21 protein-coding genes are annotated in these 24,991 nt (G+C 30.1%); 7 read left to right on the forward strand and 14 right to left on the reverse strand.

The window, feature by feature from the left end; genetic code table 11:
• Positions 1-38 precede the first annotated feature (38 nt).
• Positions 39-1,007, forward strand: a complete 969-nt coding sequence (locus AC5SL9_RS05240) for a MarR family transcriptional regulator (RefSeq protein ID WP_494573920.1) — start codon at positions 39-41, stop codon at positions 1,005-1,007.
• Here AC5SL9_RS05240 and AC5SL9_RS05245 read toward each other — a convergent pair.
• From AC5SL9_RS05245 to AC5SL9_RS05270, 6 genes are all read right to left on the reverse strand, one after another.
• Entirely contained in the window at positions 1,000-1,848 is an 849-nt protein-coding gene (locus tag AC5SL9_RS05245; RefSeq protein WP_006997859.1) for a bile acid:sodium symporter family protein, read from the reverse strand. The two genes, AC5SL9_RS05240 and AC5SL9_RS05245, sit on opposite strands and share 8 nt — an antisense overlap.
• Before the next feature lie 209 nt (positions 1,849-2,057).
• Positions 2,058-4,295 carry an ammonium transporter gene (gene amt / locus AC5SL9_RS05250; RefSeq protein WP_494573921.1) on the reverse strand — a complete coding sequence of 746 codons (2,238 nt, stop codon included), beginning with the start codon at positions 4,293-4,295 and terminating at the stop codon, positions 2,058-2,060.
• 13 nt (positions 4,296-4,308) lie between these two features.
• Entirely contained in the window at positions 4,309-4,638 is a 330-nt protein-coding gene (locus AC5SL9_RS05255; protein ID WP_006997857.1) for a heavy-metal-associated domain-containing protein, read from the reverse strand.
• Between the two features lie 132 nt (positions 4,639-4,770).
• A complete protein-coding gene (locus AC5SL9_RS05260; protein WP_006997856.1) occupies positions 4,771-5,061 on the reverse strand; it encodes a hypothetical protein in 291 nt (96 codons plus the stop codon).
• A 72-nt stretch (positions 5,062-5,133) separates the two neighbouring features.
• Complete coding sequence (locus AC5SL9_RS05265; RefSeq protein WP_494573922.1) at positions 5,134-5,571, reverse strand: type IV pilin protein; 438 nt, start codon at positions 5,569-5,571, stop codon at positions 5,134-5,136.
• A 9-nt stretch (positions 5,572-5,580) separates the two neighbouring features.
• Positions 5,581-6,066 (reverse strand): prepilin-type N-terminal cleavage/methylation domain-containing protein, encoded by a 486-nt coding sequence (locus tag AC5SL9_RS05270; protein ID WP_006997854.1) that lies wholly within the window; start codon positions 6,064-6,066, stop codon positions 5,581-5,583.
• Between the two features lie 158 nt (positions 6,067-6,224).
• On the opposite strand from AC5SL9_RS05270, the gene AC5SL9_RS05275 reads away from it, so the two are divergent.
• The 3 genes from AC5SL9_RS05275 to AC5SL9_RS05285 are packed head-to-tail and all read left to right on the forward strand — an operon-like array spanning position 6,225 to position 7,247.
• Positions 6,225-6,509 carry an STAS domain-containing protein gene (locus AC5SL9_RS05275; RefSeq protein ID WP_006997853.1) on the forward strand — a complete coding sequence of 95 codons (285 nt, stop codon included), beginning with the start codon at positions 6,225-6,227 and terminating at the stop codon, positions 6,507-6,509.
• Positions 6,506-6,805 carry an STAS domain-containing protein gene (locus AC5SL9_RS05280; protein ID WP_006997852.1) on the forward strand — a complete coding sequence of 100 codons (300 nt, stop codon included), beginning with the start codon at positions 6,506-6,508 and terminating at the stop codon, positions 6,803-6,805. The genes AC5SL9_RS05275 and AC5SL9_RS05280 overlap by 4 nt, the downstream gene beginning before the upstream one ends.
• A gap of 7 nt (positions 6,806-6,812) precedes the next feature.
• On the forward strand, positions 6,813-7,247 hold the full coding sequence (locus AC5SL9_RS05285) for an ATP-binding protein (RefSeq protein WP_006997851.1): 435 nt from the start codon (positions 6,813-6,815) through the stop codon (positions 7,245-7,247).
• On the opposite strand, the gene AC5SL9_RS05290 is transcribed toward AC5SL9_RS05285, so the two are convergent.
• The 7 genes from AC5SL9_RS05290 to AC5SL9_RS05320 all read right to left on the reverse strand — a co-directional run bounded on the left by AC5SL9_RS05290 (position 7,244) and on the right by AC5SL9_RS05320 (position 18,389).
• Positions 7,244-8,476 carry a type II secretion system F family protein gene (locus tag AC5SL9_RS05290; protein WP_006997850.1) on the reverse strand — a complete coding sequence of 411 codons (1,233 nt, stop codon included), beginning with the start codon at positions 8,474-8,476 and terminating at the stop codon, positions 7,244-7,246. The two genes, AC5SL9_RS05285 and AC5SL9_RS05290, sit on opposite strands and share 4 nt — an antisense overlap.
• 2 nt (positions 8,477-8,478) lie before the next feature.
• A complete protein-coding gene (locus AC5SL9_RS05295) occupies positions 8,479-10,230 on the reverse strand; it encodes a GspE/PulE family protein (RefSeq protein WP_006997849.1) in 1,752 nt (583 codons plus the stop codon).
• Complete coding sequence (locus AC5SL9_RS05300) at positions 10,230-11,786, reverse strand: secretin GspD/PilQ domain-containing protein (protein ID WP_006997848.1); 1,557 nt, start codon at positions 11,784-11,786, stop codon at positions 10,230-10,232. Before AC5SL9_RS05300 ends, AC5SL9_RS05295 begins: the two co-directional genes overlap by 1 nt.
• 2 nt (positions 11,787-11,788) lie before the next feature.
• The gene (locus AC5SL9_RS05305; RefSeq protein WP_006997847.1) at positions 11,789-12,295 is read right to left on the reverse strand and encodes a hypothetical protein; all 507 of its coding nucleotides are present in this window, start codon (positions 12,293-12,295) and stop codon (positions 11,789-11,791) included.
• A complete protein-coding gene (locus AC5SL9_RS05310; RefSeq protein ID WP_006997846.1) occupies positions 12,282-12,959 on the reverse strand; it encodes a hypothetical protein in 678 nt (225 codons plus the stop codon). Before AC5SL9_RS05310 ends, AC5SL9_RS05305 begins: the two co-directional genes overlap by 14 nt.
• A 2-nt stretch (positions 12,960-12,961) precedes the next feature.
• On the reverse strand, positions 12,962-15,700 hold the full coding sequence (gene pilM / locus AC5SL9_RS05315; protein WP_494573923.1) for a pilus assembly protein PilM: 2,739 nt from the start codon (positions 15,698-15,700) through the stop codon (positions 12,962-12,964).
• A 1,342-nt stretch (positions 15,701-17,042) separates the two neighbouring features.
• Positions 17,043-18,389, reverse strand: coding sequence for a GAF domain-containing SpoIIE family protein phosphatase (locus AC5SL9_RS05320; RefSeq protein ID WP_018413512.1), 1,347 nt, complete (start codon positions 18,387-18,389; stop codon positions 17,043-17,045).
• Between the two features lie 99 nt (positions 18,390-18,488).
• Here AC5SL9_RS05320 and AC5SL9_RS05325 point away from each other — a divergent pair, with 99 nt between their 5' ends.
• The 3 genes from AC5SL9_RS05325 to AC5SL9_RS05335 all read left to right on the forward strand — a co-directional run bounded on the left by AC5SL9_RS05325 (position 18,489) and on the right by AC5SL9_RS05335 (position 20,243).
• Positions 18,489-19,253 carry a prepilin peptidase gene (locus AC5SL9_RS05325; protein ID WP_027307142.1) on the forward strand — a complete coding sequence of 255 codons (765 nt, stop codon included), beginning with the start codon at positions 18,489-18,491 and terminating at the stop codon, positions 19,251-19,253.
• 66 nt (positions 19,254-19,319) lie between these two features.
• Positions 19,320-20,033, forward strand: coding sequence for a hypothetical protein (locus AC5SL9_RS05330; RefSeq protein WP_494573924.1), 714 nt, complete (start codon positions 19,320-19,322; stop codon positions 20,031-20,033).
• On the forward strand, positions 20,034-20,243 hold the full coding sequence (locus AC5SL9_RS05335; RefSeq protein ID WP_006997841.1) for a hypothetical protein: 210 nt from the start codon (positions 20,034-20,036) through the stop codon (positions 20,241-20,243). It begins immediately after the preceding gene.
• A 29-nt stretch (positions 20,244-20,272) separates the two neighbouring features.
• On the opposite strand, the gene AC5SL9_RS05340 is transcribed toward AC5SL9_RS05335, so the two are convergent.
• Positions 20,273-24,988 (reverse strand): PilC/PilY family type IV pilus protein, encoded by a 4,716-nt coding sequence (locus AC5SL9_RS05340; RefSeq protein ID WP_494573925.1) that lies wholly within the window; start codon positions 24,986-24,988, stop codon positions 20,273-20,275.
• Positions 24,989-24,991 lie beyond the last annotated feature (3 nt).

The raw sequence follows: 24,991 nt of genomic DNA on the forward strand, positions 1-24,991 counted from the left end.
GGGTGGAAAAAACAACTTGTAAGACTTTAATAGAAATCATGATTAAAATTACAAATAAAACTAATGAAGAACAAATCTTCAAAATTATTAATGAAAATTTTAGTCAGTTAGCACCCTCATATTATTCGTTGGTAACTCATTGGTTTATTAATGCTTATAAAAATTTTAAAGGTATCGATAAGTATATAATTTTAATTTATCTGATTAATAAAGACTTTATTCACTATAGAAAAAATGGACTAATGGTTGATTATGATACGTTTTATAAGGATAAAACACTAGAAATTCCAAATATTAATATTTCAGATATTGCAAGAGACCTTCTTATACCTAAGGAAAATGTAAGAAGAAAAATATCTGAATTAGAGAAAAAAGGTATTATTAAAAGAGCAGGAAAAAAGATCTTTGTTGAAAGACCTGGCTTTATACAAACAAAAGCTAATATAACTTTAAAAGATTTTAGTAGTTTGGTTTCTACGTTTAGTGAAATTTTAAAAGATAAAAAAATAATTAAAGAACCTTTAAACACAGATCAAATTTCAAATTTAATTAAAGAAAATTTTTCTTTTTGTTGGTATCAATTTTACAAATTTTTATTCATATTTTCTAACCGTTGGAAAACAGATACTAAAACTCAGGATTTAGAAACAATATGTGTGGGATTAATTGTAATGATTAATACTGTTCAAAATAGGGGTTTCAAAGACAAGAATTTAGATAGACAAAAATATTTTAAAGAAGTTCAAAAATCTAATCACATTGGTATTAACGCATTTTCTATAGCTGATATTACGGGAATTCCAAGGGCTACCGTTGTAAGAAAATTACAATTTTTAATCGAAAACAAATTTTTAAATATTAGTGAAAAAAAACTTTATAACTTTGCTATGGGGACACAAACTAAACAATTTAAAGTGCTCACTAAATTACAAGATAAAAATATGAAAGCTTTGGGTAAATTTTTGTATAAGGTTTTTAATCAGATTAAAATAATAAACACTAATTAGATTTTCTTAAAATAAAAACAAAGATTACGGAGGTTGCCATCATTACTAATGCATAGGCAGCTGTGGGTACCATATAAATAATATTATCAAATAATTGAGTAGCAACAAAAACTGCTAGGGTTCCATTTTGCAAACCACATTCTAAAGAGATAGCTCTTTGTTGAGGTGTCCCTGATGCAAAAAATTTAGCAACATAAAATCCTATCACCATCATAGTTACATTTAATATTAAGGCTATTAAACCTGCTCGAGTTAAAAAGCTTACAATTTTATCCCACTCTTCAATATATATTGCAGCAAAAACAAGTAAAAATAATGCAATAGAAAATCTTTGAATAAACTTCAAATTTTTTATGACAAGGTCACCAGTAAAATGCCTGATAGTCATTCCAATTATTACTGGAACCGTAACTACAAAAAACATTTTTAAAGAAATGGATACCATTGTTATTTCTCTCTCAACATAGGTGATATCAAACAGATTAATTGAATTGATCACAATGAATGGCACTGTTACTATACTTAATAAGCTCATAACTGCTGTCAGTGATATTGATAGCGCTACATCACCCTCTGCAAATTTTGTAAGAACATTGGAGGTTACACCCCCTGGAGCAGCTGCAATTAGCATTACTCCTAAGGCCATTTCAATCGGCACACCTAAGGTAATGATAAGTAGATAGGCAACGATTGGTAAAACAATTAACTGACAAATAAAACCAATAAAAAAATCTTTAGGGTTTTTTGCAACTCTTAAAAAGTCATCTACTGTTAAAGAAGCTCCTAGTCCAAGCATAATAATAGCTAGAGCGATTGGAGCGATGTTGGTTACTATTTCCATTAATTTAATTTAAAAATTTATGCATAGTTCCACCCATTTTGATCATTTGTCAACCCATTTTGGTCAGTTGTAAATATGATAAGATAAACCCTCAAAAATAAAGTTATAGTAATCTTTATAAATGTGATTAATTAGATAAATTAATAATAAATCTTAAAATTTCTTTAATAACTTATGTGTTATTTATGAATACCGATTGGTATAATTTCTTATTTACCAATTGCAATAATTGTTAAATCATCATCAAGAATATCATTATCTTTTTTAACGCCATCTTCCACAATTTCTTTTTTTAAACTTTTTAAACGAATTTCTTCTGTCGCACTTGTTAATTCTTTTTGTAATGAAGAGTTTGTGTGTTTTAGGATTAATTCTTTTACACCATCAATTCCTATTTCTTGTTTATTTTCATCCATACATTCTGAAAATCCATCAGTAAAACAGTAAATTCGTCCACCATTTAATTTAAAGCTTTCTAATTGATAAACACTTTCATCTTTATGCTTAATGACTGCCAAAGGCATTGAGCTTGAAGGATATTCTTTAAAATCTTTACCCACTTTTAATAAAGTTGGCTGATGTCCTGCATTTGCAATTTCAACTAAATCTGTTTTCAAATTATATCTTCCAACAATTGAAGTAATAAAGGTACCAACAGGATTAGTTTCTTTCAAATCATTATTCATCTCTAATAAAATTTCGTTAGGCTTAAATTTTTGCTTAGCGAAGATCTTAAATAAAGTAATAGCTTTTGCCATAACCATTCCTGCATTCACCCCTTTTCCTGAAACATCAGATAGGGTGAAATACACCTCATCATCATGAAGGTAAAAATCATAAAAATCTCCCGAGATTTCTCTTGCAGGAATATTTAATCCAAATATTGGATAGTTTTCTATATCTCTTTTTGGCATTAATCGTTGCTGAACATTCATTGCAAGTTTAATTTCTTTAGAAACTCTATTCTTCCATTTGTTTTTTTGCTTTTCACTTTGTTCCAATTTGTTCATTATGACATTATATTGCGTGCCAATAATTCCACTTTCAGTAAAAGGATCTTGTGGTGCGCGGCTTGAATAATTGTCTGATTTTGCTTGATTAGTTAATACCTCAAGTAATTCGTGCGTGTCCGTTGATGCATTGTGTTCTGAAATATTTAAACCAAGTTCTTCATGAATTTTACTTACTCTTAGAGGGAAAAATGAATTAATAGTTTTTAATATTAAATAAGAACCAATGAAACAAAAAGCACCAATTGAACTTATGCCAATTAGTTGAATATATATTTGTTCTAATCTTGTTTTTTCAACACCCATCAATTCAAAATTTGCAAACAAAGCAACTGCAATAGTTCCCCAAATTCCACATGCTAAGTGAACTGGTATTGCACTAACCACATCATCAATTTTAATTTTTTCAAGTAATACAATTGTTGAGCCTGAAATAATTCCACCAATACTTCCTATTATAATTGCATGAGTGGGATCAACATAAGCACAAGAAGCAGTTATTGAAACTAGTCCAGCAAGGGGACCCGTGATCATAAATAATGGCTCTGGTTTTTTTAAAACAATGATACCCATAACACTTGAGAAAATAAGTCCAAAGGATGCTGATAAAAAAGTATTAATTAAAATTAATGGAATTTTTAAATCCATTGCACCATTAGCACCTCCATTAAATCCAAACCAACCAAACCACAAAATTAAAGCACCTAAAGCTGCCATTGGTGTATTACTTCCTTGAAAAGATTTTTTTTTATCATCTTCTCTAAATCTTCCAGTACGGTTACCAACTACCAGTAATACTGATAAAGCAATCCATCCTCCTACAGAGTGTACAACGGATGCACCTGCAAAATCTAAATATCCTAATTGACCTAACCAACCAAATTTTTCAGCAGGATTTTCAAAATTAAATGCCCAAGACCAGTGACCTACAATTGGATAAAAGAGGCCAGAAACTAATAATGTAATAATTATATATGAGAAAAACTTTAATCTTTCTGCAACTGCACCTGAGATAATAGTTGCAGCTGTTGCAACAAACATTGCTTGGAAGACAAAATATGTTTGATAGCCAGCAACCTTAGTGGTGAAGAAAAAAAATTTGGTACCAAACAGTCCTGATACACTGGTTCCATACATTAATGCGAAACCAAACGCCCAAAAAACTACAACAGATATTCCAAAGTCTGAAACATTTTTAAGGGCAACGTTAATACTGTTCTTGTTCCGAGACAAACCAGTCTCTAAACACATAAAGCCTGCCTGCATTAAAAAAACAAGGATTGCACAAATTAAAAGCCAAAAGGTATCTAAATTTGCTTGTAAGATTGCATCTAAGCGAAATTCTAATGCACTTAAAGCTCCCTTATTAGTAAGCTCTAATTGATTTATGTTGGACTGCAGCTTATTGAGCAATATCTGAGTATCAGCTGCAGTCATAATTTTATTTTAATTAATCTACTAATTTTCTAGCTTCACCAGCATCAGTAATAATCTTATCAACACTCACCACTTTAATAACTTCAAAGCCGGTTCCAAGGATTGCTTTTTTATAATCTTCATTAGATAAATCAGATTTATCAGGGTAAGATGATACCGCAACACCTTCTGGCCATGAAACTTTAACAGTAGCAGATGGGCTAGCTGCTTGAAGTGCTTTAGTTACCATTTTTTGGCATTTAATACACATCATTCCATTTACTTGAGCAATTTGAGTTTGAGCTGCAAATAAATTGGTTGAAAATAAAACGAAACCTATAAATAGTATATATTTTTTGAACATAGTTTTTCCTATTGTTAATTATAAGTCAAAGCTATCACGTATCAATTCATTTTAAAATTCGTCAATCGCCCAAAATGAGGCCTTTTGATTAAGATGAGCTCAAATTCCTATATTTCTTGAATAATTTATATATTATCTATGAATACTCATTGGATCAAAATAACAATCCATATGATCTATAGTTTCAAAAAAAATTTCATTTAACTCACTAGAATGGACCGTTGGACAAATTTTTTCTACATTTAATTCATTGATATAATCTTTATTAAATTTTTTCATTGCTGAAGAGCCAGCATAAGATGCTGAAGCTTGTAAAATACTTCCAGAGTTTACTAGAGTCAAGCTTGGCCCAAGTGCTGCAGAATATGGACCACAATTACTTAATAACGGTATAAGCAAGAATATTAAAATAATTTTTTTCACAATATTTATTTATACAAGAATATTTAATTTGAAACTGTAAAACTATCCATTATGGGTGGTTAGCTAATTTTTTTAGCAATCATCGCCTCTAGTAAAATTGCCGTTACGACTAAGGATTAATTGGCAAGCTCCATCGATTTCTTTAGCAATTATATTAAAATTTGAAGAACCTATGCTTGCAACACAAATTTCATAACCCATGTCTTTACCAATTTGATCTCCTCCACCAAATAAAATTGTTTCAATATCATTAGATGTTGATGAAGAAGGTGTACAGCTATCATCGTCCTGCGTGTAATAACTTCCACTATTTGAATATTCTTCTGTTTGAGCTAGTGATATTTGTAGCATCACATTTTTTGCAGATTTTTCTTTAGTGCCTGAAATATAACCGCTGTAAGTAATAACTCCTACAGAAGCTAAAATACCAATTATTGCTACCACAACTACAAGCTCAACCAGGGAAAACCCTAGTGAGCTTATAATTTTTATTTTTTTTGTTTCTTGCAATCGAGATGATTATTCTATTGCAACAGCATTAGTTAGTACGTCAGCAGTTGCGTCGTCACCATACTGTGTTGAAACGGTAATAGTTCCAGCACCATCCCCTGTTATTGTTGTAACACCTTTTCCTAATGCTAGACATGTTGTACTACCATCTGAAGCCGTTGGCACAGTACTACCGTCTGTTACTCCTTTACAAACTGGCGTGTATGTGTTTTTAAAATCTGCTAGTGCAGCAACAGCACCACTCATGATTAAAGCTTCTGTTCTGCCTGAACATGTTAAATTTCCACTCATTGCAGTAGACTCAGTACCCATGTTACATTTTTGAATTTCAGCAGCTAAATATTTTGTTACTGCCCCTTGGTTTGATTTAGAAGCATTAATTTTTGCACTCTTAGTGTAACCATTGTAAGCAACAACACCTACCGCAGCTAAAATACCTATAATTGCTACAACAACTAGCAATTCAATAAGTGTAAAACCTTTATTATTTTTCATAATTTCCTCTGTTATTAGTTATTATTATTAAATTTATTATAATTATTGATGATGTAAACTAAAAATCTTATTATATTAAATAATAATCAAAGATAATTGACCATATTGGGTTTACTTGTTTCTTATTTTTGTTAATAGCTATAAATAGTAAATAAAATATGAAATATAAAGTTACAGATAATGAAAATGTAAGCACTGTTTTTCTTACTGGAGAAATAGATATGGATGTTGCAGATGAGGTAAGAGAAATTGTTTTTCCTTTAATTGATGCTGGAAAAGAAGTTCATTTAAATTTAAAAGATGTACCCTACATGGACTCTTCTGGTATATCGATAATTATAGAAAGCAATCAAAGAGCTCGAGAGAAAAATACTAAAGTTGAACTTAAAGAGGTTAGTCAACCTGTTGAAAAAGTTCTAGCAATGGCAAGAAAGTTTTTATGACATACAAAATTACAGAAGAAGACAATATAAGCACCATATTTTTAGATGGTGAAATAGACATGGATAAAACGGATGAAGTTAAGGGAGTTATCTTTCCTGTTATCGACTCTGGTAAAAATGTTGCTTTAAATCTAAGTAATGTTCAATACATGGATTCTTCTGGTATTTCAGTTTTAATAGAAAGTCATCAAAAAGCCCTTGAGAAGGGAACCAAGCTTGTCATTAAAGATGTGAGTAAATCTGTTTTAAAAGTAATCATGATGGCAAAGTTAGAACAAATTTTAAATTTGGAGTAAATAAATTATGAGTTTAGAAAACTTTAGTCATTCAGAAAAAAAAGATTTTTTAGTTAGCTCAGCAAGTTTGAAAGATGTCAGAGCTTTTTCTAGAGATGTTTTTGAAAAATTTAAAATTGATGAAGATTTAAGAGAAGAGTTAGTTTTAGCGATTGCTGAAGCTGCGCAAAATATAGTTAAACATGCATATAAAGATATGCCTGACACTCAAGATAAAATGGTTGTAAGAATATCTTGTAATGATGATGTTCTAGAGATTTCTTTCTTTGATAAAGGCAAACCAGTAGAAAAAAGCAAAGTTAAACATAGAGCGATCGATGATATTAAACCAGGTGGACTAGGAACATTTTTCATTCAACAAATTATGGATTCAATTAATTTTGAACCAGGAAAAGAACCCTGGATTAATAATTTAGTTTTAACTAAAAAATTAAAAAATTAGTTAATTAAAGCACCCACATTAAATATTGGTGAGTACATGGCTATCATTAAACCACCAATCATTACTCCCATGAAAACAATCATGATAGGTTCAATTAAAGCAGACATGTTATCGACTGTAGTATCAAATTCTTCTTCATAATAAGCAGATACTGAATTAAACATTTCATCTAATTGACCTGTTTGTTCTCCAACAGAAATTAATTGACTAAAAGTTGGTGGGAAGAGTGGTTCTTTTAAAAAAAGTTTTGTTAAGGTATCACCAGAGAACACACCTTTTTTTACACTCTCTAGTGCATCCGTTATCACATCATTATTACTAACTGATTTTGCAATTTCTAAACTCTCTAATAAATTTACACCAGCAGCACTTAAATTACCTAAAATCAATGCAATTCTTGCCAGTAGAGATTTTAAGATCATATCTCCAAAAATAGGTAATTTTAAAATTTGTTTATGCCATCTAAAACGAATTGCAGCATTTCTTTTTACAATAAAATTAAACCCGAAATATCCACCTATTCCACCAAACAGAATTACTTTTCCACCTGTACCACTTAAAAAATCACTCATTGCCATGATGGTTGCTGTTGCAGCGGGTAATTCTAAGCCCATTCCATCGTACATTTTTGCAAATACTGGAACTACTTTAATCAACATAAAAGCACTTACAGTAATCGCTACCGTAAACATGATCGCTGGATACATTAAAGCTCCCTTAATTTTTTTCTTAATCTTTTCTTTTTTCTCTAATGAATCTACTATTTTAAGTAAAAATACATCTAGCTTACCACTTGCTTCACCAGCTTTAATCAAGTTGACATAAATATTATCAAAATATTGAGGATATTTTTCAAAACATTTTGATAGGTTCACACCCCCTTCTAAACTTTTTCTAATATCTTCTATAATGTCTTTAAGAGCAGGACTTTCTAATTGGTCCCTTAACATTATTAAAACCTGCAAAATAGGTAAGCCCGCCTTAACCATGGTTGCAAATTGCTTTGAGAATATAAGAATTTCTTCTACTTTAACTTTTTTTTTACCAAAAAGAGATGAGCCACCTGATTTTTTTTTTGCTTCACCTTTTTTTTTCTTAGACTTAATTATGTTGGTGATTATTACTTTTTTTTCTTTTAATAAATGAGAAGCTTCATCAAGGTTGATTGCCTCAATATCTCCTTCTACATATTTACCTTCGGATATTCCTTTATAAGTAAAAGCTTCCATTTTTATTCGCTTGAAAGAATTCTCTCATACTCTCTAAAATTAAGCTCACCAGATGCAATCATTCTTCTACCCATATCTTGCATCGTTCTAAATCCTTCCTTAATAGCTATTTCTCTTAATTCAGGAGTGGTTGCTTGTTTTAAAATAGCTTCTTTAATTGGTTTTGAGACCACTAAGATTTCATAAATACCTTGTCGACCTTTGTATCCTGAGTCACTACATTTTGCACAACCTTTACCTTTGATGGCTTTTACTTTTGAAGCGTCTTCATCACTAAACCCCATATCTTTAAGAACCTTAGGATTAACATCATCATCAGGCACTCTACAATCTTTACAATTTTTTCTAGCTAGTCTTTGGGCTACAACAAGTTGGCAGGCAGCACTTATTAAATAATCTGGCGTTCCCATGTTTTGTAATCTAGTAATAGTACTTGGAGCGTCATTAGTGTGTAGAGTACTAAATACTAAGTGACCTGTAAGGGCAGCCTTTAATCCGATATCAACTGTTTCTTTATCCCTCATCTCACCAACTAGAATAATTTCAGGGTCTTGTCTTAAAAAAGATCTTAAAGCTTTAGCAAAGGTAAAACCGATATCATCTTTAATTTGTACTTGTCCTACACCATCTAATTCATATTCCACAGGATCTTCAGCTGTTAAAATATTTAAATGGGGCTTACTTACTTCTTTTAAAATACTATATAACGTTGTTGATTTCCCAGATCCTGTTGGTCCAGTTACCAAAATTAATCCCTGACTACCGTGAATTCCTTTTCTTAGACTTTCTAAATCTTGCTTTTCAAAATTTAATTGTTCAAGGGTAATATCTCCCGCGTCTTTGTTAAGAATACGCATAACAATTCTCTCATTATTTGCAGTAGGTAAAATTGATAAACGTAAGTCAACTACTTTATTACCAATTTTAAAATTAATAGCTCCATCTTGTGGTAATCTTCTTTCTGCAATATCTAATTTACCCATAATTTTAAATCGAGTAACTACTGCCCCGTAATTGTCATGCAGAAACTGTCTATAGGTTTCTTGTTCTTGAAGCATACCGTCTAATCGATATCTTACTCTTGAACTAAATCGGTAAGGCTCTATATGAATATCACTAACACCCATTTTAATTGCATCTGCTACCACCGCTGTACTAAATTTGATTACCTCTGACTCATTTTCAATTGCTTCAATATCTTCTTCTGGTTTATTGTCTAAAACTTCCCCTGCATCTCCTAAATCTGTTTCAAAAGTTTTTGTTTTTCTCCTATTCTCATTTCGAATTGACGCAATAGTTACTTCATCTGTTTCACTTGATAATCTTTCAATATATTCAGAAATATCACCTATTTTTGCAGCATGAAGTTCTATGTTTTTTTTTGTAATAGCTTTTAAATTTCGCATCAATCCCAATTTTGAACTATCTGGGATTGCCATGTGTAAAGTTTTTCCATCAATTTTAAATGGTGCTACAAAATTCATCTTAATATAGTTTGATGGTAAAACTGTTTTTACTTCTTCAGTAATTTCAACTGACTTTAGATCAATTATTTCTAGATTTTGTTCTTTAATTAATAAATCAATTATTTTTTTTTCATCAGTAAGCTTTAATTCAAATATTGCATCAATTTGAGATTTATTGTTTTCAGTGCTTACTTTTTTAATATCTATTAAATCTTTTCCAGAAATAATGTCATTATCAATTAAGACATTAACTAAATTAATTTCACTCTCTCTACTTATTTTAAACATTATAAAATTCTTGGAGCGATAAATACCAATAACTCGTTCATTGTATCAGAATTTGATTTTCCACTAAGTACTTTTCCTAGAATTGGTACTTTTGACGTTCCTGGAACACCTTGTCTATTATTCGCTACGTTATTTTTTTTAATACCACCAATTACAACTATATCCCCATCAGCTACTAATAATTTTGTATTTATCTCCATTTTATTTACACCTACTGATGCTGCATTTGCTCTATTTGGAGTATCATTGTTTACTTGAATTGAAAGCATAACGTTTCCATCACCTATGATATTAGGAGTAACTATCAGTTTTAATGATGCATCAACTGGTTTATCTTCCCCTTCTCCACCATCAATATAAATTGTTTCACCCTGATTAATACTTGCTTGTTGATTATCTAATGTAAATAATTTTGGATTAGATACTGTTTTTGATAAGCCTTGAGCTTCTAAAAAATCAAGTTCAAGTTTTAAAACAGCAGAACCTGTTTTTTTCAATATTCCAATTCCACTTGTTGCAGCAGCTGACCCAAAATTTACTAAATTATCTGTTCCAGCACCGCTTGTAAAAGCACCTGTTGAATCAGATAATGCAGCCCCTGTTCCTGATGCAGCTCCTACACTGCTACCTCCTTGTGTACCACCCATTCTTAAACTTTTTCTTGTGTAAGCAGCTCCAAGTCTTTTTCCTAAACTTTGCTCAAATGTTGAAGTAGCTTCAACTATAAAAGCTTCTATTAAAACTTGTTTTGTTCTTTTATCAATTTCTCGAATAACTTTATCAACGATATCTAAATCTTTCTCTTTACCTCTAACAATAATTGATCTTGTGGTTGCTTCTTCCGTTACTTGTATTGGTATAAAATTCCCATTCGTTCCAACAGATGTAAATAATTCTGTGATTGTGGCTTTAGCTTCTGATGGGGTTATATAATAAAGTCTAAAAATTTCTGAAATAATTGGTTCTACTGAATCTTCTAATTCAACTTTTTTCTTAACTGCTGAAGCTCTCGCTGATTTATAACCTTCTTGTGACGTTAGATTAGCAGGAGTTGAAACTCTAATAATATTACTTGCTACATCTATGTCTGCTGCATAATTTTTTAAATCTAATAATGCATTAAATGCTTTATCCCATGGAACATTATCTAACTCTGCACTTATTGATCCTGCCACATCGTCACCTACTAAAATATTAATTTGACCAACTTCAGACATTAATTTCATTGCTTCTTTAAAATCTAAAGCTTGAAATTTAAAAGAAACATTTTGTTTTAAAGATTTGAAATCTTCCGAAATTAATAAATAATTTCTCTCTTTAACAGATGATATTTGTTTTCTTTTTTTAAGCTTTATGACATCACCTTCAGCAGGAGTTGGTCCCATTTCTACACTTTTTTCAACCTCTAGTTTTCCAGTTTTCTTGATATCAGTTTTTATTAGTGGGGTGTCGTGTTTAAAAGAACCAGTGTTTTTAGCAAATTTTTCAGCACAACCTGTTAAAAAAATAAATAAAAAAGGTAAAATTAAAAATAATATTTTGTTTTTAAATTTCATAATTATTTTGTTCTTTCTGTAATTTTATTATTAAAATTTATCACTAAGAGAGAGTTTTCATTTTTTTCAAAAACTGCTTCTCTATTATTTAATCCAACTAATTTTACTCCAGGGCTTAATTCTTCAAACCTAGCTAAAGTAATTATATTTCCACTTGAATTAATTAAAGATACGAACCCATCATCATTTGCAGAGGTCATTATCCCAACTAATTTAAACTTATATAAGCTCATTTCATTTTGTGCCTCTTCTGGATTACTTGATAAAATTGTATTACCACCAGTTAATGAACTATCTCCAGCAAAAGGATCGTTTAATGGAAGAGGCTCTTCATCTTTAATTTCTGATGAAATATTCGATTGTGAATTTGCCTGTTTTTCTTTGATCTTTTTATTTATCTCTTTAGCTTTATCAATAATGTTTTGCTCTTTATCATGACTATCAGCCATGGAAACTTTTGATAGCAACATAAAAAACACTGAAATAATGATTATTTTAAAAAAATTCATTTGGTAACCCCACTATTGTTAACGTACCTTTTACTTTTATCGCTCCAGTTGTATTCCCTTTTACCACCTGAATAGACTCTTTGTCAAAGTTTAACATTTTGTTAGAAAGCGATAGAGCTCTTTTAAATTTTATGTAACCAATAAAATTACCATCAATTTCAAAATCAACAGGGATCAAATAATAGGCAATATTTGCAACATTTTTAACTTGGTTGTTTTTCTTTTTTTTCGTTTTTTTACCGTCTGCTTGGGCTAAGGCTTGTGCTTTTAATACTTCTTGAATTACCTTTTTTTCAATTCTAGTGATTACTAGATCATTTTGTCCGGCGTATTCACTTAATGTTTGATAAAGACCCTCTACTTCAGCTTTAGAATGAAACAAGCTAGAGTATTTTTCATAATCAGGCTTAAGTTTTTTAATTCTTGCTCTCATTGAATAAATTTCAGAAGTAAATTTTGCAGTTTCTTGTATTTTCAAATTCATGTCGTCCAATTTAGCTTTTCTAGACTCAACCATTGGATTTAAAATTGCGTAATAAATTATTAAGAAAAAAACAATTGCACCAAAGATTATTCCTATTTTTATAAGAGTTTTTTTATCAGCTAATTTTGTAATCTGATCCTTGATATCAGACATGTTAATATTTTTTAAATCTATATCCATTGCTATATTTTACCTGTTTTAATTTTTACAAACACTCTAAAACCTTTCATTGTAGCACCACCTGCTGTAGATTTTGGTAATCGCATTGATGATAATGATGCTTGCTCAACCAATTTTTGATTTCCTAAATTTTCTATAAATTTCAAAATATCTTGATCACTTGCAGCTATTCCTTGAATAGTTAATCTTCTAGATCCATTAAATTCAACTTGATCAAATTTTACACGGTTTGGAACACTTGAGGCTACTTGAGCTAAAATTCTATAAGTTAATTCTTTATTTGATTTAAGTGTTCTACTTAATTTTAAAGACGTATTAATTACACTAAGTTCTTTTGAAACTATTTTTTTCTGTTTAATAATTTTAGCATGATCTATTTTTACAGTTTCATATTGTTTTAATTTATTATTATAGGAAACAATATTCCAAAAAGATAAACCAAATAATACCACATAAATTGCAACTACAGCAGCAGTAATACCCTTGAATGCAAAACCTGAAATTGCTTTCATCTTCTTTTGCTTCATTACATTTGATCTATCTGGAAGAAGATTTATATTTTTAACTGCAGTAACAAATTTATAATAACCAAAGACATCAAGTTTTCTAAAGGCTAAGCCAACAGAAGTAGATAGATAAGATCTATTTAACTTATTATCTAAAATTTGTTGATACTGACTTGGAATTTTTAATCCTTCTGTGGGATCAAAAGTGTTAAATCCAACATTCATTAAAATTTTTCTAAAACTTCCTAAATATTCATCGACATTTTTAATATCTGAAACAACTTTTATGTTTCGAATTCTCTTTTCATATTTAGTCTCAAAATCTTGAATTGCTTGCTTAACTTGAGTAACATATCTTCTAACTAATCCTTCTTTTTCTTCAGTATCTTGGGAATCTTGTAAAATTTTTCTATCTTGCCCTCTAATAAAAATATCAGTTATTATTGGGTTATTATTATAGAGGATCATTAAATAATTTTCATCTAATCCAAATTCTAAAACAGCAGTTAAATTGGCATCCTCAGTTTTATTTGTTATTTGATTAACTTGATCAACTGATGACTTTAAAGCAAAACATTTAACATCTATGATTACAGGATTTAAACCTGCATTTTTAATTATTGAAGTATAACTATTTATATCAGTTAATTTTGATGCAACGAATAAAATATCCATTGTATTTTCTTTATCATTTCTATTTATGACTTGATGAAAAATAGAATAATCTTCCAAACTATCTGTTAGTTGAACTAGGTTTTCCCACAATGAATTAGTTTCGATTGCTTTATTTAATTCATCTTCTTTCATTAAAGGTGCGGTGACTACTCTTATGATTGCACTAGTTACCGGAATAGCAATTGCTGCATTTGGTGAAGTTATTTTGTATTTTTGAATTGCTAATACTAATTCTTCTGAAAATTTATCCGCATTATCAATTGGAGTACTATCATCTGTAATGTCGACGGGGTGAATATGTAATTTTTCTAACACCCATTGATTAGCTTTGTTACTAGAAACTTGGACTATTCTTATTTCTTTATTTGCTAACTCAATACCAATTATTTCTTCGCCTTGAACACTAGATTTACCTAATTTGGATTTGAAAAAATTTTGTATTTTTGATTTATAATTTCCAACTTTAGAATTATTAAAAGATGATTTTTTTATATTTTTAGCAAAATCTGGTTTTTTAATTTTAATTTCCTTAATTTTTCCAAAAATATTTGATAATTTACTTTTTACCTGATCTTGGGTAGATATTTCTGAGTTTTCATTTAATGGAACACTTGAAGTTTGTGGTTGTGCTTCATTATTACTTTGATTGGTTGTTGAAATATCAATTTGTGAAGATTCACCCTCTTCTGGCTTAATATTTTCTTCAATTTTTAATTTTTTACTTTCTTCATGAACATCATCAAACCATTTTTCCAAAATTGGTATTGCATCATCTAAATTTGTTGTTCCAGAAGATGAAATTTTTTGTTTACCATCAATATAAAGTCTACCTACCCAGTTTCTTGATTTAAGTTCACCTTTATATTTATCTTGCCTTACATATATATGTAGTCTTCCATCTTTTTTATGAATTACCTCATGCTCTTTTTTTTGTTCCTCATTATTAGTATTTGATGCACTTACATTTTGCTCAACAGATTCATCTTGAGATTGTAAAGTTTCTGAATTTTCAGTTAAATTATCATTTTCATTGGATTTTTCTGATTCATTATTATCAGTTTCTTGAGGATTTAAAGTATCAGTTGAATCGTTTTCAGATTGGTTTTCCTGATCACTCTTTAAAGTCTCTTCATCATTATTAGTATTTGATGCACTTACATTTTGCTCAACAGATTCATCTTGAGATTGTAAAGTTTCTGAATTTTCAGTTAAATTATCATTTTCATTGGATTTTTCTGATTCATTATTATCAGTTTCTTGAGGATTTAAAGTATCAGTTGAATCGTTTTCAGATTGGTTTTCCTGATCACTCTTTAAAGTCTCTTCATCATTATTAGTATTTGATGCACTTACATTTTGCTCAACAGATTCATCTTGAGATTGTAAAGTTTCTGAATTTTCAGTTAAATTATCATTTTCATTGGATTTTTCTGATTCATTATTATCAGTTTCTTGAGGATTTAAAGTATCAGTTGAATCGTTTTCAGATTGGTTTTCCTGATCACTCTTGAGAGTATCTTCCTCTTTATAATCAAATTTATCTTTATTATCTTCGTCCATAAAACTTATAAATAAAAATTAATATTTAAATTGTTAATTGATTCTCTAACACAAAATTAATAAAATTCTAACACAAGATTATAATCATTATGTTCAAAATGGGTTGAATTTAATAATGAAATACAAAATATTCAATTAAATCAACAGTTTATTAAAATCATTGAAAAAAATTAAATTTAAGATATTTTTTTCTAAATAATATTTTCTCTAACACATTTATCATAATTTTATCTTTTTATATTGTGTTAGAAATTTAATATTTTTTTCTATTTTTAAAAAATAAGTAAAATAGCTATTTTTTATTAAAACAACTTTTAATTGTTTTTTGTGTGAGAGAAAATTTTTTTTGTGTGAGAGAAAAATTTATTTGTGTTATAATTTTTTTAATTTTTTTTGTTTAGAATTATTCTAATATATTTTTTTTTCCTACATTAGAAATATTCCAAACTATTTTTTTTCTCTTTAGAAAGATTCTAATATATTTTTATTTCACTTTAGAAAGATTCTAATATATTTTTTGCAAATTTTAGAATTATTCTAATTTATAAAAAAAAAAATTATTTTTTTTTCTCTAACACAAAAATTTTATTCTAACACATTTAAAAAAAAAAAATTATTTCATTTTGTGTTAGAAAATTAACATAATATTCTTTTTTAAAAAAGTAAGCAAAATCAACGTTTTTAATATTATGAATATAAAACATAAAATGTGTTAGAGCTATATTTATTTTGTGTTATAATTATTAATATTATCATATTTTTAAAAAAGTCAATAAAATCAACATTTTTTATATTTTCAATAAATTTATTGATTTGTGTTAGAGATAATTTTAATTTTTATCCTATGTGTTAGAGATAATTTATATTTTTTATGCTGTGTGTTAGAGATAAATATGAATATTAACAAAAGCTCAAACAGCCTTACATCACTCATCCCTTTGGGATAATATATATAAATTTTAACATTGATCCATCAATTGTTGATTATTGCGGATGGCAATATTAGATTTTGATACAATTTATATTATGGTTAAAGCCTAAATCTGGGGACTAAACTCAAATTAACTAATTAAATCTGATTTGTGGCAAATTATGAGAGATTTCACTCTAAATTAGAGATTTGACTACCAGTATAGGATTTATAGCAAATTATGAGAGATTTCACTCTAAATTAGAGATTTGACTAGGATTGCAGGATTTATTTCTAATTATCAGATATTTGACCCAAAATTAGAATTATTACATGAAACTGGGGGTAATTACTCTAATTAACTGGAAACTATCCCATAAACATTTTTACTCTATCTTAAAGAGTGTAAATAAAAACATCTATCCATAATTATTAACCATCAACCGTTACAATTGTTAAATCATCCTTTTGTATTCGACCAGATTTAATTATATCCTCGATAATCTTGTTTAATCTTTCATGGTTTGGAATTTGTTGATACTTTTTTATATAATCTTTAAATCCTTCTGCCTCTAACATATTTCCTTTAGCATCTCTTATTTCCGTAATACCATCAGTAAAAATATACATTGAGCTGTTTGAAAAATTAATTTTAGTTTCTTTAAATTTAAACTTAGGAGCAATGCCTAAAGGAGGTCCTGCTTCTTCAAAATTAGAAAAGTTTCCATCTTTAGAATAAATTAACGGAGGTTCATGACCAGCGTTTGATAAAGTTAATTCTTTTTTGTTACTATCGTAAATTCCAACCAGCATTGTTACAAACATTCCTCTTGAAGTAGTTTCACAAATTTCTGTATTTAAAATATCTAAAAGACCTGCTGCAGAAAAATTTGTTTTACTTAAACATCTATAAAGACTAGATGCTTTAGACATTAGTAATGAAGATTTAATTCCTTTACCTGAAACATCTGCAACTCCAAATCCGTAAACTCCATTAGATAATTCTGAAAAATTATAAAAGTCTCCAGAAACAACTTTGGCAGGAATATTTATTCCAGCAATAGGAAAATTTTCTTTAATGTTTTGAGATAGTAATGTTTTTTGAATCTCTCCAACAATTTCTATTTCTTTTTCTATTCTATTTTTAACAATCAAATCTTTTGCCATCTTAGCATTTCTAATTGCTAATGCAGCAGGACCAGATAAAGTTTCTAAAAGTTTTCTATCGCTTTCTTCAAAAAGTTTGTTGTCTGTTTTTTTATTTAAACAATGAATAACACCAATACATTCATCTGAAACAATTAATGGTGAACATAAAACAGAATAAGTTGTAAAATTTGTTTTATTATCTAAATCAAAATAAAATTCTGCAATTTCTCTTACATCCTTTCTAACATCTCCAACTCTTATACATTGTTTCATGAGTGCTGCTTTTCCCATGACACCTTGAGTAATTGGAATTTCAAAATCTTCTAGATATGCTTGGTGTTTTGATGCAATACATTGAAAGTTTTGCTTATCATTATCTATTAAAAAAATGTTAGCAGCTTGAGCATTAATTCTTTTAATAATTAGCTCTAATGAAGTTTGTAGTGTTTCTTTTAAATCAAGAGTTTTAGCAAACTCCTGGCCCATTTTTGTAACCAATTCTAAGTCTTTAACGCTTGTATTGTCGACTTTTATTGTTTCTGTTTTTTTAGCACCAAAGAACATGTTATTTATAAATTGATATTCATTAAATTTTTGATAGTTTTGAGACTGATGGAACTCATTATTCATAGTCCTAACTTCTACTTACACCTTACAGACGCAATGATGCTTGTACAATATTGCATTGATGGTTTCATAGAACTGTCCTCCAAAATTAAATTATAAGTTGTGTTATATCTTATAGCATTTATCTTTGGAAGTATATGGGGCAGCTTTAGTAACGTTTGTATCCATAGAATTCCTGACGATATAAGCGTTGTAACAGGAAGATCCCACTGTCCATCCTGTAAAACCCTAATTAAATGGCACGATAACATTCCATTATTTTCATATTTGTTTTTAAAAGCAAAATGCAGAGGTTGTTCGGCTAAAATTAATATTAAATATTTTTTAGTAGAATTAATATCAGCAATAAATTTTGTAGTAATTTTTCATTTCTTTGGAGTTTCATTAACTACTCTTCTTTTTTTTATTTTAAGCATCTGTTTTGTGATTATTTTTTTTATTGATTTAAAACATTTCATAATTCCAAATGAGTTAACATACCCTCTTATGATAATTGGTTTATTAAAATCATTTGATCCAAATTTAAATACCACTCTGTTTCCAAATTTAGTTAACTCTTTAATAGGTGGTTTGTTTGGTTACATAATCATTTGGTTAATAATTTTTACTTATAAAAAATTAAGAAACAAAGAAGGAATGGGTTTGGGTGATGCTAAATTACTTTCTGTAATTGGTTTTTGGTTTGGATGGGCTTCAATTCCTTTTGTAATATTTTTTTCATCTGTCATTGCACTTTTAAGTGTTGTCCCAGATATAATTAAAAATAAAAAAGATCTTTCGTCTCAAATTCCTTTTGGTCCTTATTTAATTATAGGAAACTTAGTTTTTCTTATTTTTAATGAACAGATAAGATTATTTTTGAATTAAGAATATAACCCAGAGTGGTCGATTAACCATTAGAATTATTTTTTAAATTAATATAGATCAGTGTGTATGAAAAAATTTCTTTCCATAATAACCATATTCACTTTATCTTTTTATATATTGGTTGAATTTATAGGAGACAGATTAATTAAAAATATATTAGAAGATAATATTTCAAGTTCATTAAATAGAGAAGTATCAATTAAAAAATTAAGTATTGATTATTTAAGTGGTGAAGCTCGTGCAAATAACATTAAGATACTTAACAAAAAGTTTGATGGTAATTTAGCAGAAGTAGATTTTGTTAAAGTAAATTTAGATACATTCTCAATTTTTTCTAATGATATATTGATTAACGATGTTCAATTAAACAATATAAATTTAAATTATTATTTTAAATTTTCTGACAGAATTACTTCAGACAATCTAAGAAATCTTCAACAAGATCTTGAATTTAAAAATACCGACTCTCAATCAAGCAAATACTTTAATATTAAAAACCTAGATGCTAAAAATATTAATTTAGCCGTATTATCTTCTGATTTTGATTTTGAAAAAACCTTTACAATTAATGATATGAATTTTAAAGATATTGGTAATACTAAGGATAGTAAAAACTACAAAGATATTTTAAAAAAAGTATTTAAAGACATGGTGGTTGATGTACGAGAAAAAATAATGAGTAATAATTTATTAGATGCTGTTAAAAATTTGGATATCAAGCAAATAGAGGATACAGTAAAATACAAATTAAAGAACAAGCTGAAAGGTTTGATTAACTAAATGAATACTTTTTTATTTATCAACATTATTATTGCATCATTAAATATATTCATTTTAGTTTATGCATATTCTTTAAATTTTTTTCCAATCAAATGGAGAAAAAAAATAAAACAAGATTCAATTGTTGGTTTGGCAATTATATTTATAACTATGCTTGATATGTTTGTGTGGGTTATATATTCCTATTTTAGGTTGTTTTCAGCTTCTTAGATCCACTTGTGAGAGTGTTATAACTTGAATTAATATCCTGTATCTCTCCAACCACCTGTATTTGACAAGATCTCACCAGGAACAGCTATAACAGAATATAAAGTATCACTGTCTTCACTAGGCCCTGCAACGTTTGCGTAAAGTTTGTCACCAAATATTACTAATTCAGATAAAACCCCTTCTCTAATGAATGTACAGTTGCTTCCGTTAGCTTCTGCGCCTTTAACAAGTTTATGTGAATTATTAGTTCCACATTCATCATCTGCTACACAAATATATGCATTTCCAATATTACATCGATTTGATCCTGGAGGCGGTTCATAAACTGGAAAATATACTTGTCCTTTAAATAAAGTTGGTGGGGCAGATGCTTTTCTGTGTGAATTATTATCACCTTGTGTATCTAAATGGATTACCCAGGCACTTTCTGCAGAATCTGGGCAAAGACTAGCATCAGTATCTCCTGTAACATCTGAGCAAACAGTTGCATCATCAATCGATTTAGCATTATCAGCTCCTTGATGAGCTGTGGATGTAAAAGCTTGATCATCAAATGAAGGAATAGTCACTCCATTTAAATGTTTAAAATAAGGATAATCAAAATCTCTAATCCCATATAAAATATTATCCATATTTCTATCTATATCTCCAAGTTTATTAAAGTCTCCAGTACCTCCAAACAACCAAAAATCTTTTGTGGTAACTCCTACACCTGCATCCATTGAGAAAAAAGTATATCTTTTATTGGTAGTACTTGCGTTTAATCTAAATAAGGTTGTTTGATCAAATAATTTAGCATCATTTTTTGTAGAGTCTGTTAAATTTATTTTAGTAATTTTTCCTTCTCTATCATTAATATAAACCATTGCCCCACGCCAAGGAATTCCAAATCCAGTATCAGGAGTGATCACAAGTGGGGACGTTGGAACCGCATTATTAATATTGCTACCGTTAGGTGTTTCAATTATATCATTTCCAAGAGCCACGCCTGATGGCGATGTATCAACAATTGTAATTGGTCCACCGTTTTGATCTCCACCGTAAAGTTTTCCTGGCTCATCCATATTGTCTAATTCAACCATAAACAAAGCAGAGCCCGCACATAAATTATTATTAGCCATTCCTGCACCCATAATTGCAACATATTTATCATTTGCTGGGTCTTCTCTCTCTGCTTCAATGTCTGATGGTAATCTTACAATCCTTGGTGTTGACCAAGTTTCACCTAATTTACTATAGTCAAAGAATGGATCAATTCCAGAAGATGATGTGCATGAGGTTTGAACAAATATATTTGTTGTTTCTCTTGTTTCATTTACACTTCCACCTGGATTATAAATTTTATCTTCATCAAAAGTAATTACAAATTGGCCATCGATCATTCTTGCATCTGAAAATTCTACTGGCAAAAATTCACCATCAACCATTTCTGAAACATTTATCATGTTTTCAGGTATGGATTGATTATTTGGGGTATTAAAAGATATATCACTAAAAGTGAAAGTTCTTCCTATGTAACAAGAAGCAGTTCCAGCAGTTTTAAATTCTCCAGTCACATCTGCATCAGACTGACATACAGCAATTGCATCTTGATTAGTAGTCGTCTCCGAGTCGATGGCTTCATCAGCAGTAACAGCTTCATTAAAATTTGATTGCGCTTTTAGGGCTTCATCTGAAGCAGATATTTCTGCAGAGCTTGAAAAATACTCTAATTCTCTAACTTCTCCTTCGTTGTCCATGATATATACAACATTATTAATATAATCATTATATACACTGAACATATGCATTGGTCCTAAACCATCTCTTACTAGTGGAGTGGTTACATCTAATACTGAAAAACCAGATCCACCTCTTCCAAACGGTTGGAATAATATGGTATGCCAACTAGCGGAACCTTCGACATCACCCTCTGGAGTTAAGCCTTTCATAAACACATCATGGACAACTGGAGAGCCGTCTACTCCAAACACTGCATTACTACCTCCCTTAAATCCATCAATTGCTCCATCAAGTCTGGAGTTAATTAATGTAGGTAATTTTCCAATTAAAAAGGGTGGTAAGAATGCCCATTCTTCATTTCCTGTTTCAGCAGAAAAAGCATGGAGTAATCCACTGTTAGAACCTGCATATAAAATATTTCTTCTACTTTGTTGTGAAGCTTTAAAGGCTTGATAATTATTTATAGTTCTAAAGTAAGCTTCTTGGTTATTATCAGTAAATTGGGTATTTCCATCTGGTGCGCCAATTTCAATTAATTGAGAATGATATATATCTCCAAGAACATGGCTTCTTAATTCTGTAGTGTCACAATCTCCATCATAATCAAAAAAATCTTGACCAGCTAAAAAACGTAGAATTCCATCTCGCTCATCATCTGTGGTATCATCTCCACCACATTTTGATGTTGAGGAATGATAATTTCTAAGAACATATCCTAGTCTTTCCATCTCAGGTTCTAAAGTTGGTGCAGTAGCCTCATTAACGTTATCCCAATTTCCTAAATAATCTAAACTTTGATCTGCAATGGGTGTCCATATATTTCTGCTATCAGCTGTACCAGGATCTGTAGGCCCGCCAGCTGCTTGCGTTCTTACTCGAGCTGCTGCATCCCAGTTTCCTGGTGCGTTAGGATCATGTTCAACTGTTCCATCTGCATTTAAAGTTTTCCTCAATATGGTTCCTTTCCACTCTCCAAATTGTTCATAAGCAAATTGCGCTTGGTATAATGAACCCCCTTGTTGAATGGTTGCTGTAATGGATGGTGCGGTAAATGCTAATCGCTCAGCTAAAATTTGTCTAATTTTCTGCTGAAGCTCAGTCTGAAGTTCCAGAGGTGTAGTGGCTACAATAGTTTGTTCACAATCTTCACCACCTGCTGCATCACATGAACCAACTAAAGCTAATTCATTAAATCTATTCATACCACTAGCTTTTATTCCATCTCCATAAGCAACCATCAAAGTTTTAATTCCTAATTCCTCTCTCATTCTCGTAAGTCTGCCTGCCGTACGCCCTTGAAAACTAGTTGAAGCAGTTCCTGTACCAGACATCTCACCATCACCAATAACAATTACATAATTTAACTGACAGTCAGAGTTTGGGTCATGAGGAGAAACTGGACCAAAAAAATAATCATGAGCAATCTGAGAAAATGCTTCAGAGTCTGTGCCCCACTCCACTCCTAATCTCTCAACAACAGGAATAGCGTTATTAGCACCCTCTGGACCAATTCCAACATTTAAACAAGAATTACCAGTACATATTCTGCTTCGACCAGCAGGATGATTGCCGGACCAACCTCCATAATAATTGCAAGAAGTACCACTACCATGGCAATATTTGCCACCTCTACTACCAGTTTTTCCCTGACTACCTTCGCCAGCGTTCCAGTGACCAAAACCAAAATTAGCACCACTAGTTAAAGTACTATCTGTCAAAACGGCAATAATTGCTGCTTTTGCTCCGTCTAGTCTTGTTATTTTTGGCCCACCATATTGAATTTGCCAAGCTGTATTTCTATTTGCAGATGTAAAATTAGCTTCTGTTAATTCATCAACATAACTATTATGACTAAATAAAATTCTCCCACCAGATTTACTTATAGCAGTTAATGCATTTGTAACTCTAACGCTATCAGCAGCTAAATTTCCAGCAGCTTGACCAGCGTTTGAAAGTGAACTAGCGGTTCCTAGACCGGTAATACGTGTGCAAATGTTGTACCCAGCAGTCCATTGTACTCTTACAAGTTCTCTTCCGCTACCTCCTACAAAAAAAATATCATCGTCATTGCTAGATAACTCAAATTGTGTAATTTGGTTTATAGTTGAGTTACGGCTAGCACGACACTCCTTTTTTTCACCCCAGGCATATGAAATTACATTTTGTCCTCCAACATTTCTTGTTGCATATTCATAAAGATTCCCATCATCAGAAATATACATTCTTGTAGAGTCGCTATTTAATCTATAACGGTTTCCGTCATATATTCTGCCAAACACATCCGTTTGACCTTTACCTCTACCTGTAATTTCTTCGCAATCAGCTTGATTTAGATTACAGGTCATTTGAAAAGCATTTTTTCTACCCGATCTACCAAAAACTCCTACAATAATATGTCCTGCTGCATTAGCACTAATGTCCATACCGCGAATATGTTTTACACTATTTACCGTTAGTGCAAGTCTACATCTATATTGTGTATCAAGGGCAATAACTGCAACAGAAGAGGACCTATCATCAAATTGAACAGCAAATAAAAGATTTTCGTTACTGATATTAGTTCCTGGAACAGTTACTCCTGTTACATAGCGAGCTTCATGATATTTTCTAGTTGTAGAAATAAGATGATTAGTTGTTCTGGATCCATCCCTTAAACGGTAATCACATCGTTGATCAGTATTACTTCCTGCCCACCAAGTATCTCTTGTATAAGATCCGCCTGATTGATTGGTTCCAGTAAAGTTAATTCTCTCACCGGCAGAATTAAAAAGATATAATCCTCCCAGCGATTTATCGGCACTTGTTAAAACCCTATTTCCATTTCCATCGATTGCAGCAGAGCTTATAACAGGAATACCATCTCCTAATGTACGTCTCATACTAGCGGAGCTATCTAATAAAATTAAAATATTAGCTGGTACATCCCCTTCACCTGATCCAGGTGGCAATGGTTTTGCATAAGATGTTTGATTAAAATTAATAATTAAAATTAATAAACTAAATAATTTAAATAATATTTTCATAAA

This window comes from Candidatus Pelagibacter sp. PS_37 (assembly GCF_059417825.1).

Excerpts from the sequence above, each read along its gene's own strand:
- AC5SL9_RS05290 (WP_006997850.1), bottom strand. The coding sequence starts at position 8,476 with ATGGAAGCTTTTACTTATAAAGGAATATCCGAAGGTAAATATGTAGAA.
- pilM (WP_494573923.1), bottom strand. The coding sequence starts at position 15,700 with ATGGACGAAGATAATAAAGATAAATTTGATTATAAAGAGGAAGATACT.
- AC5SL9_RS05310 (WP_006997846.1), bottom strand. The coding sequence starts at position 12,959 with ATGGATATAGATTTAAAAAATATTAACATGTCTGATATCAAGGATCAG.
- AC5SL9_RS05240 (WP_494573920.1), top strand. The coding sequence starts at position 39 with ATGATTAAAATTACAAATAAAACTAATGAAGAACAAATCTTCAAAATT.
- AC5SL9_RS05285 (WP_006997851.1), top strand. The coding sequence starts at position 6,813 with ATGAGTTTAGAAAACTTTAGTCATTCAGAAAAAAAAGATTTTTTAGTT.
- AC5SL9_RS05340 (WP_494573925.1), bottom strand. The coding sequence starts at position 24,988 with ATGAAAATATTATTTAAATTATTTAGTTTATTAATTTTAATTATTAAT.
- AC5SL9_RS05320 (WP_018413512.1), bottom strand. The coding sequence starts at position 18,389 with ATGAATAATGAGTTCCATCAGTCTCAAAACTATCAAAAATTTAATGAA.
- AC5SL9_RS05245 (WP_006997859.1), bottom strand. The coding sequence starts at position 1,848 with ATGGAAATAGTAACCAACATCGCTCCAATCGCTCTAGCTATTATTATG.
- amt (WP_494573921.1), bottom strand. The coding sequence starts at position 4,295 with ATGACTGCAGCTGATACTCAGATATTGCTCAATAAGCTGCAGTCCAAC.
- AC5SL9_RS05305 (WP_006997847.1), bottom strand. The coding sequence starts at position 12,295 with ATGAATTTTTTTAAAATAATCATTATTTCAGTGTTTTTTATGTTGCTA.
- AC5SL9_RS05275 (WP_006997853.1), top strand. The coding sequence starts at position 6,225 with ATGAAATATAAAGTTACAGATAATGAAAATGTAAGCACTGTTTTTCTT.
- AC5SL9_RS05255 (WP_006997857.1), bottom strand. The coding sequence starts at position 4,638 with ATGTTCAAAAAATATATACTATTTATAGGTTTCGTTTTATTTTCAACC.
- AC5SL9_RS05270 (WP_006997854.1), bottom strand. The coding sequence starts at position 6,066 with ATGAAAAATAATAAAGGTTTTACACTTATTGAATTGCTAGTTGTTGTA.
- AC5SL9_RS05295 (WP_006997849.1), bottom strand. The coding sequence starts at position 10,230 with ATGTTTAAAATAAGTAGAGAGAGTGAAATTAATTTAGTTAATGTCTTA.
- AC5SL9_RS05300 (WP_006997848.1), bottom strand. The coding sequence starts at position 11,786 with ATGAAATTTAAAAACAAAATATTATTTTTAATTTTACCTTTTTTATTT.
- AC5SL9_RS05280 (WP_006997852.1), top strand. The coding sequence starts at position 6,506 with ATGACATACAAAATTACAGAAGAAGACAATATAAGCACCATATTTTTA.
- AC5SL9_RS05330 (WP_494573924.1), top strand. The coding sequence starts at position 19,320 with ATGAAAAAATTTCTTTCCATAATAACCATATTCACTTTATCTTTTTAT.
- AC5SL9_RS05335 (WP_006997841.1), top strand. The coding sequence starts at position 20,034 with ATGAATACTTTTTTATTTATCAACATTATTATTGCATCATTAAATATA.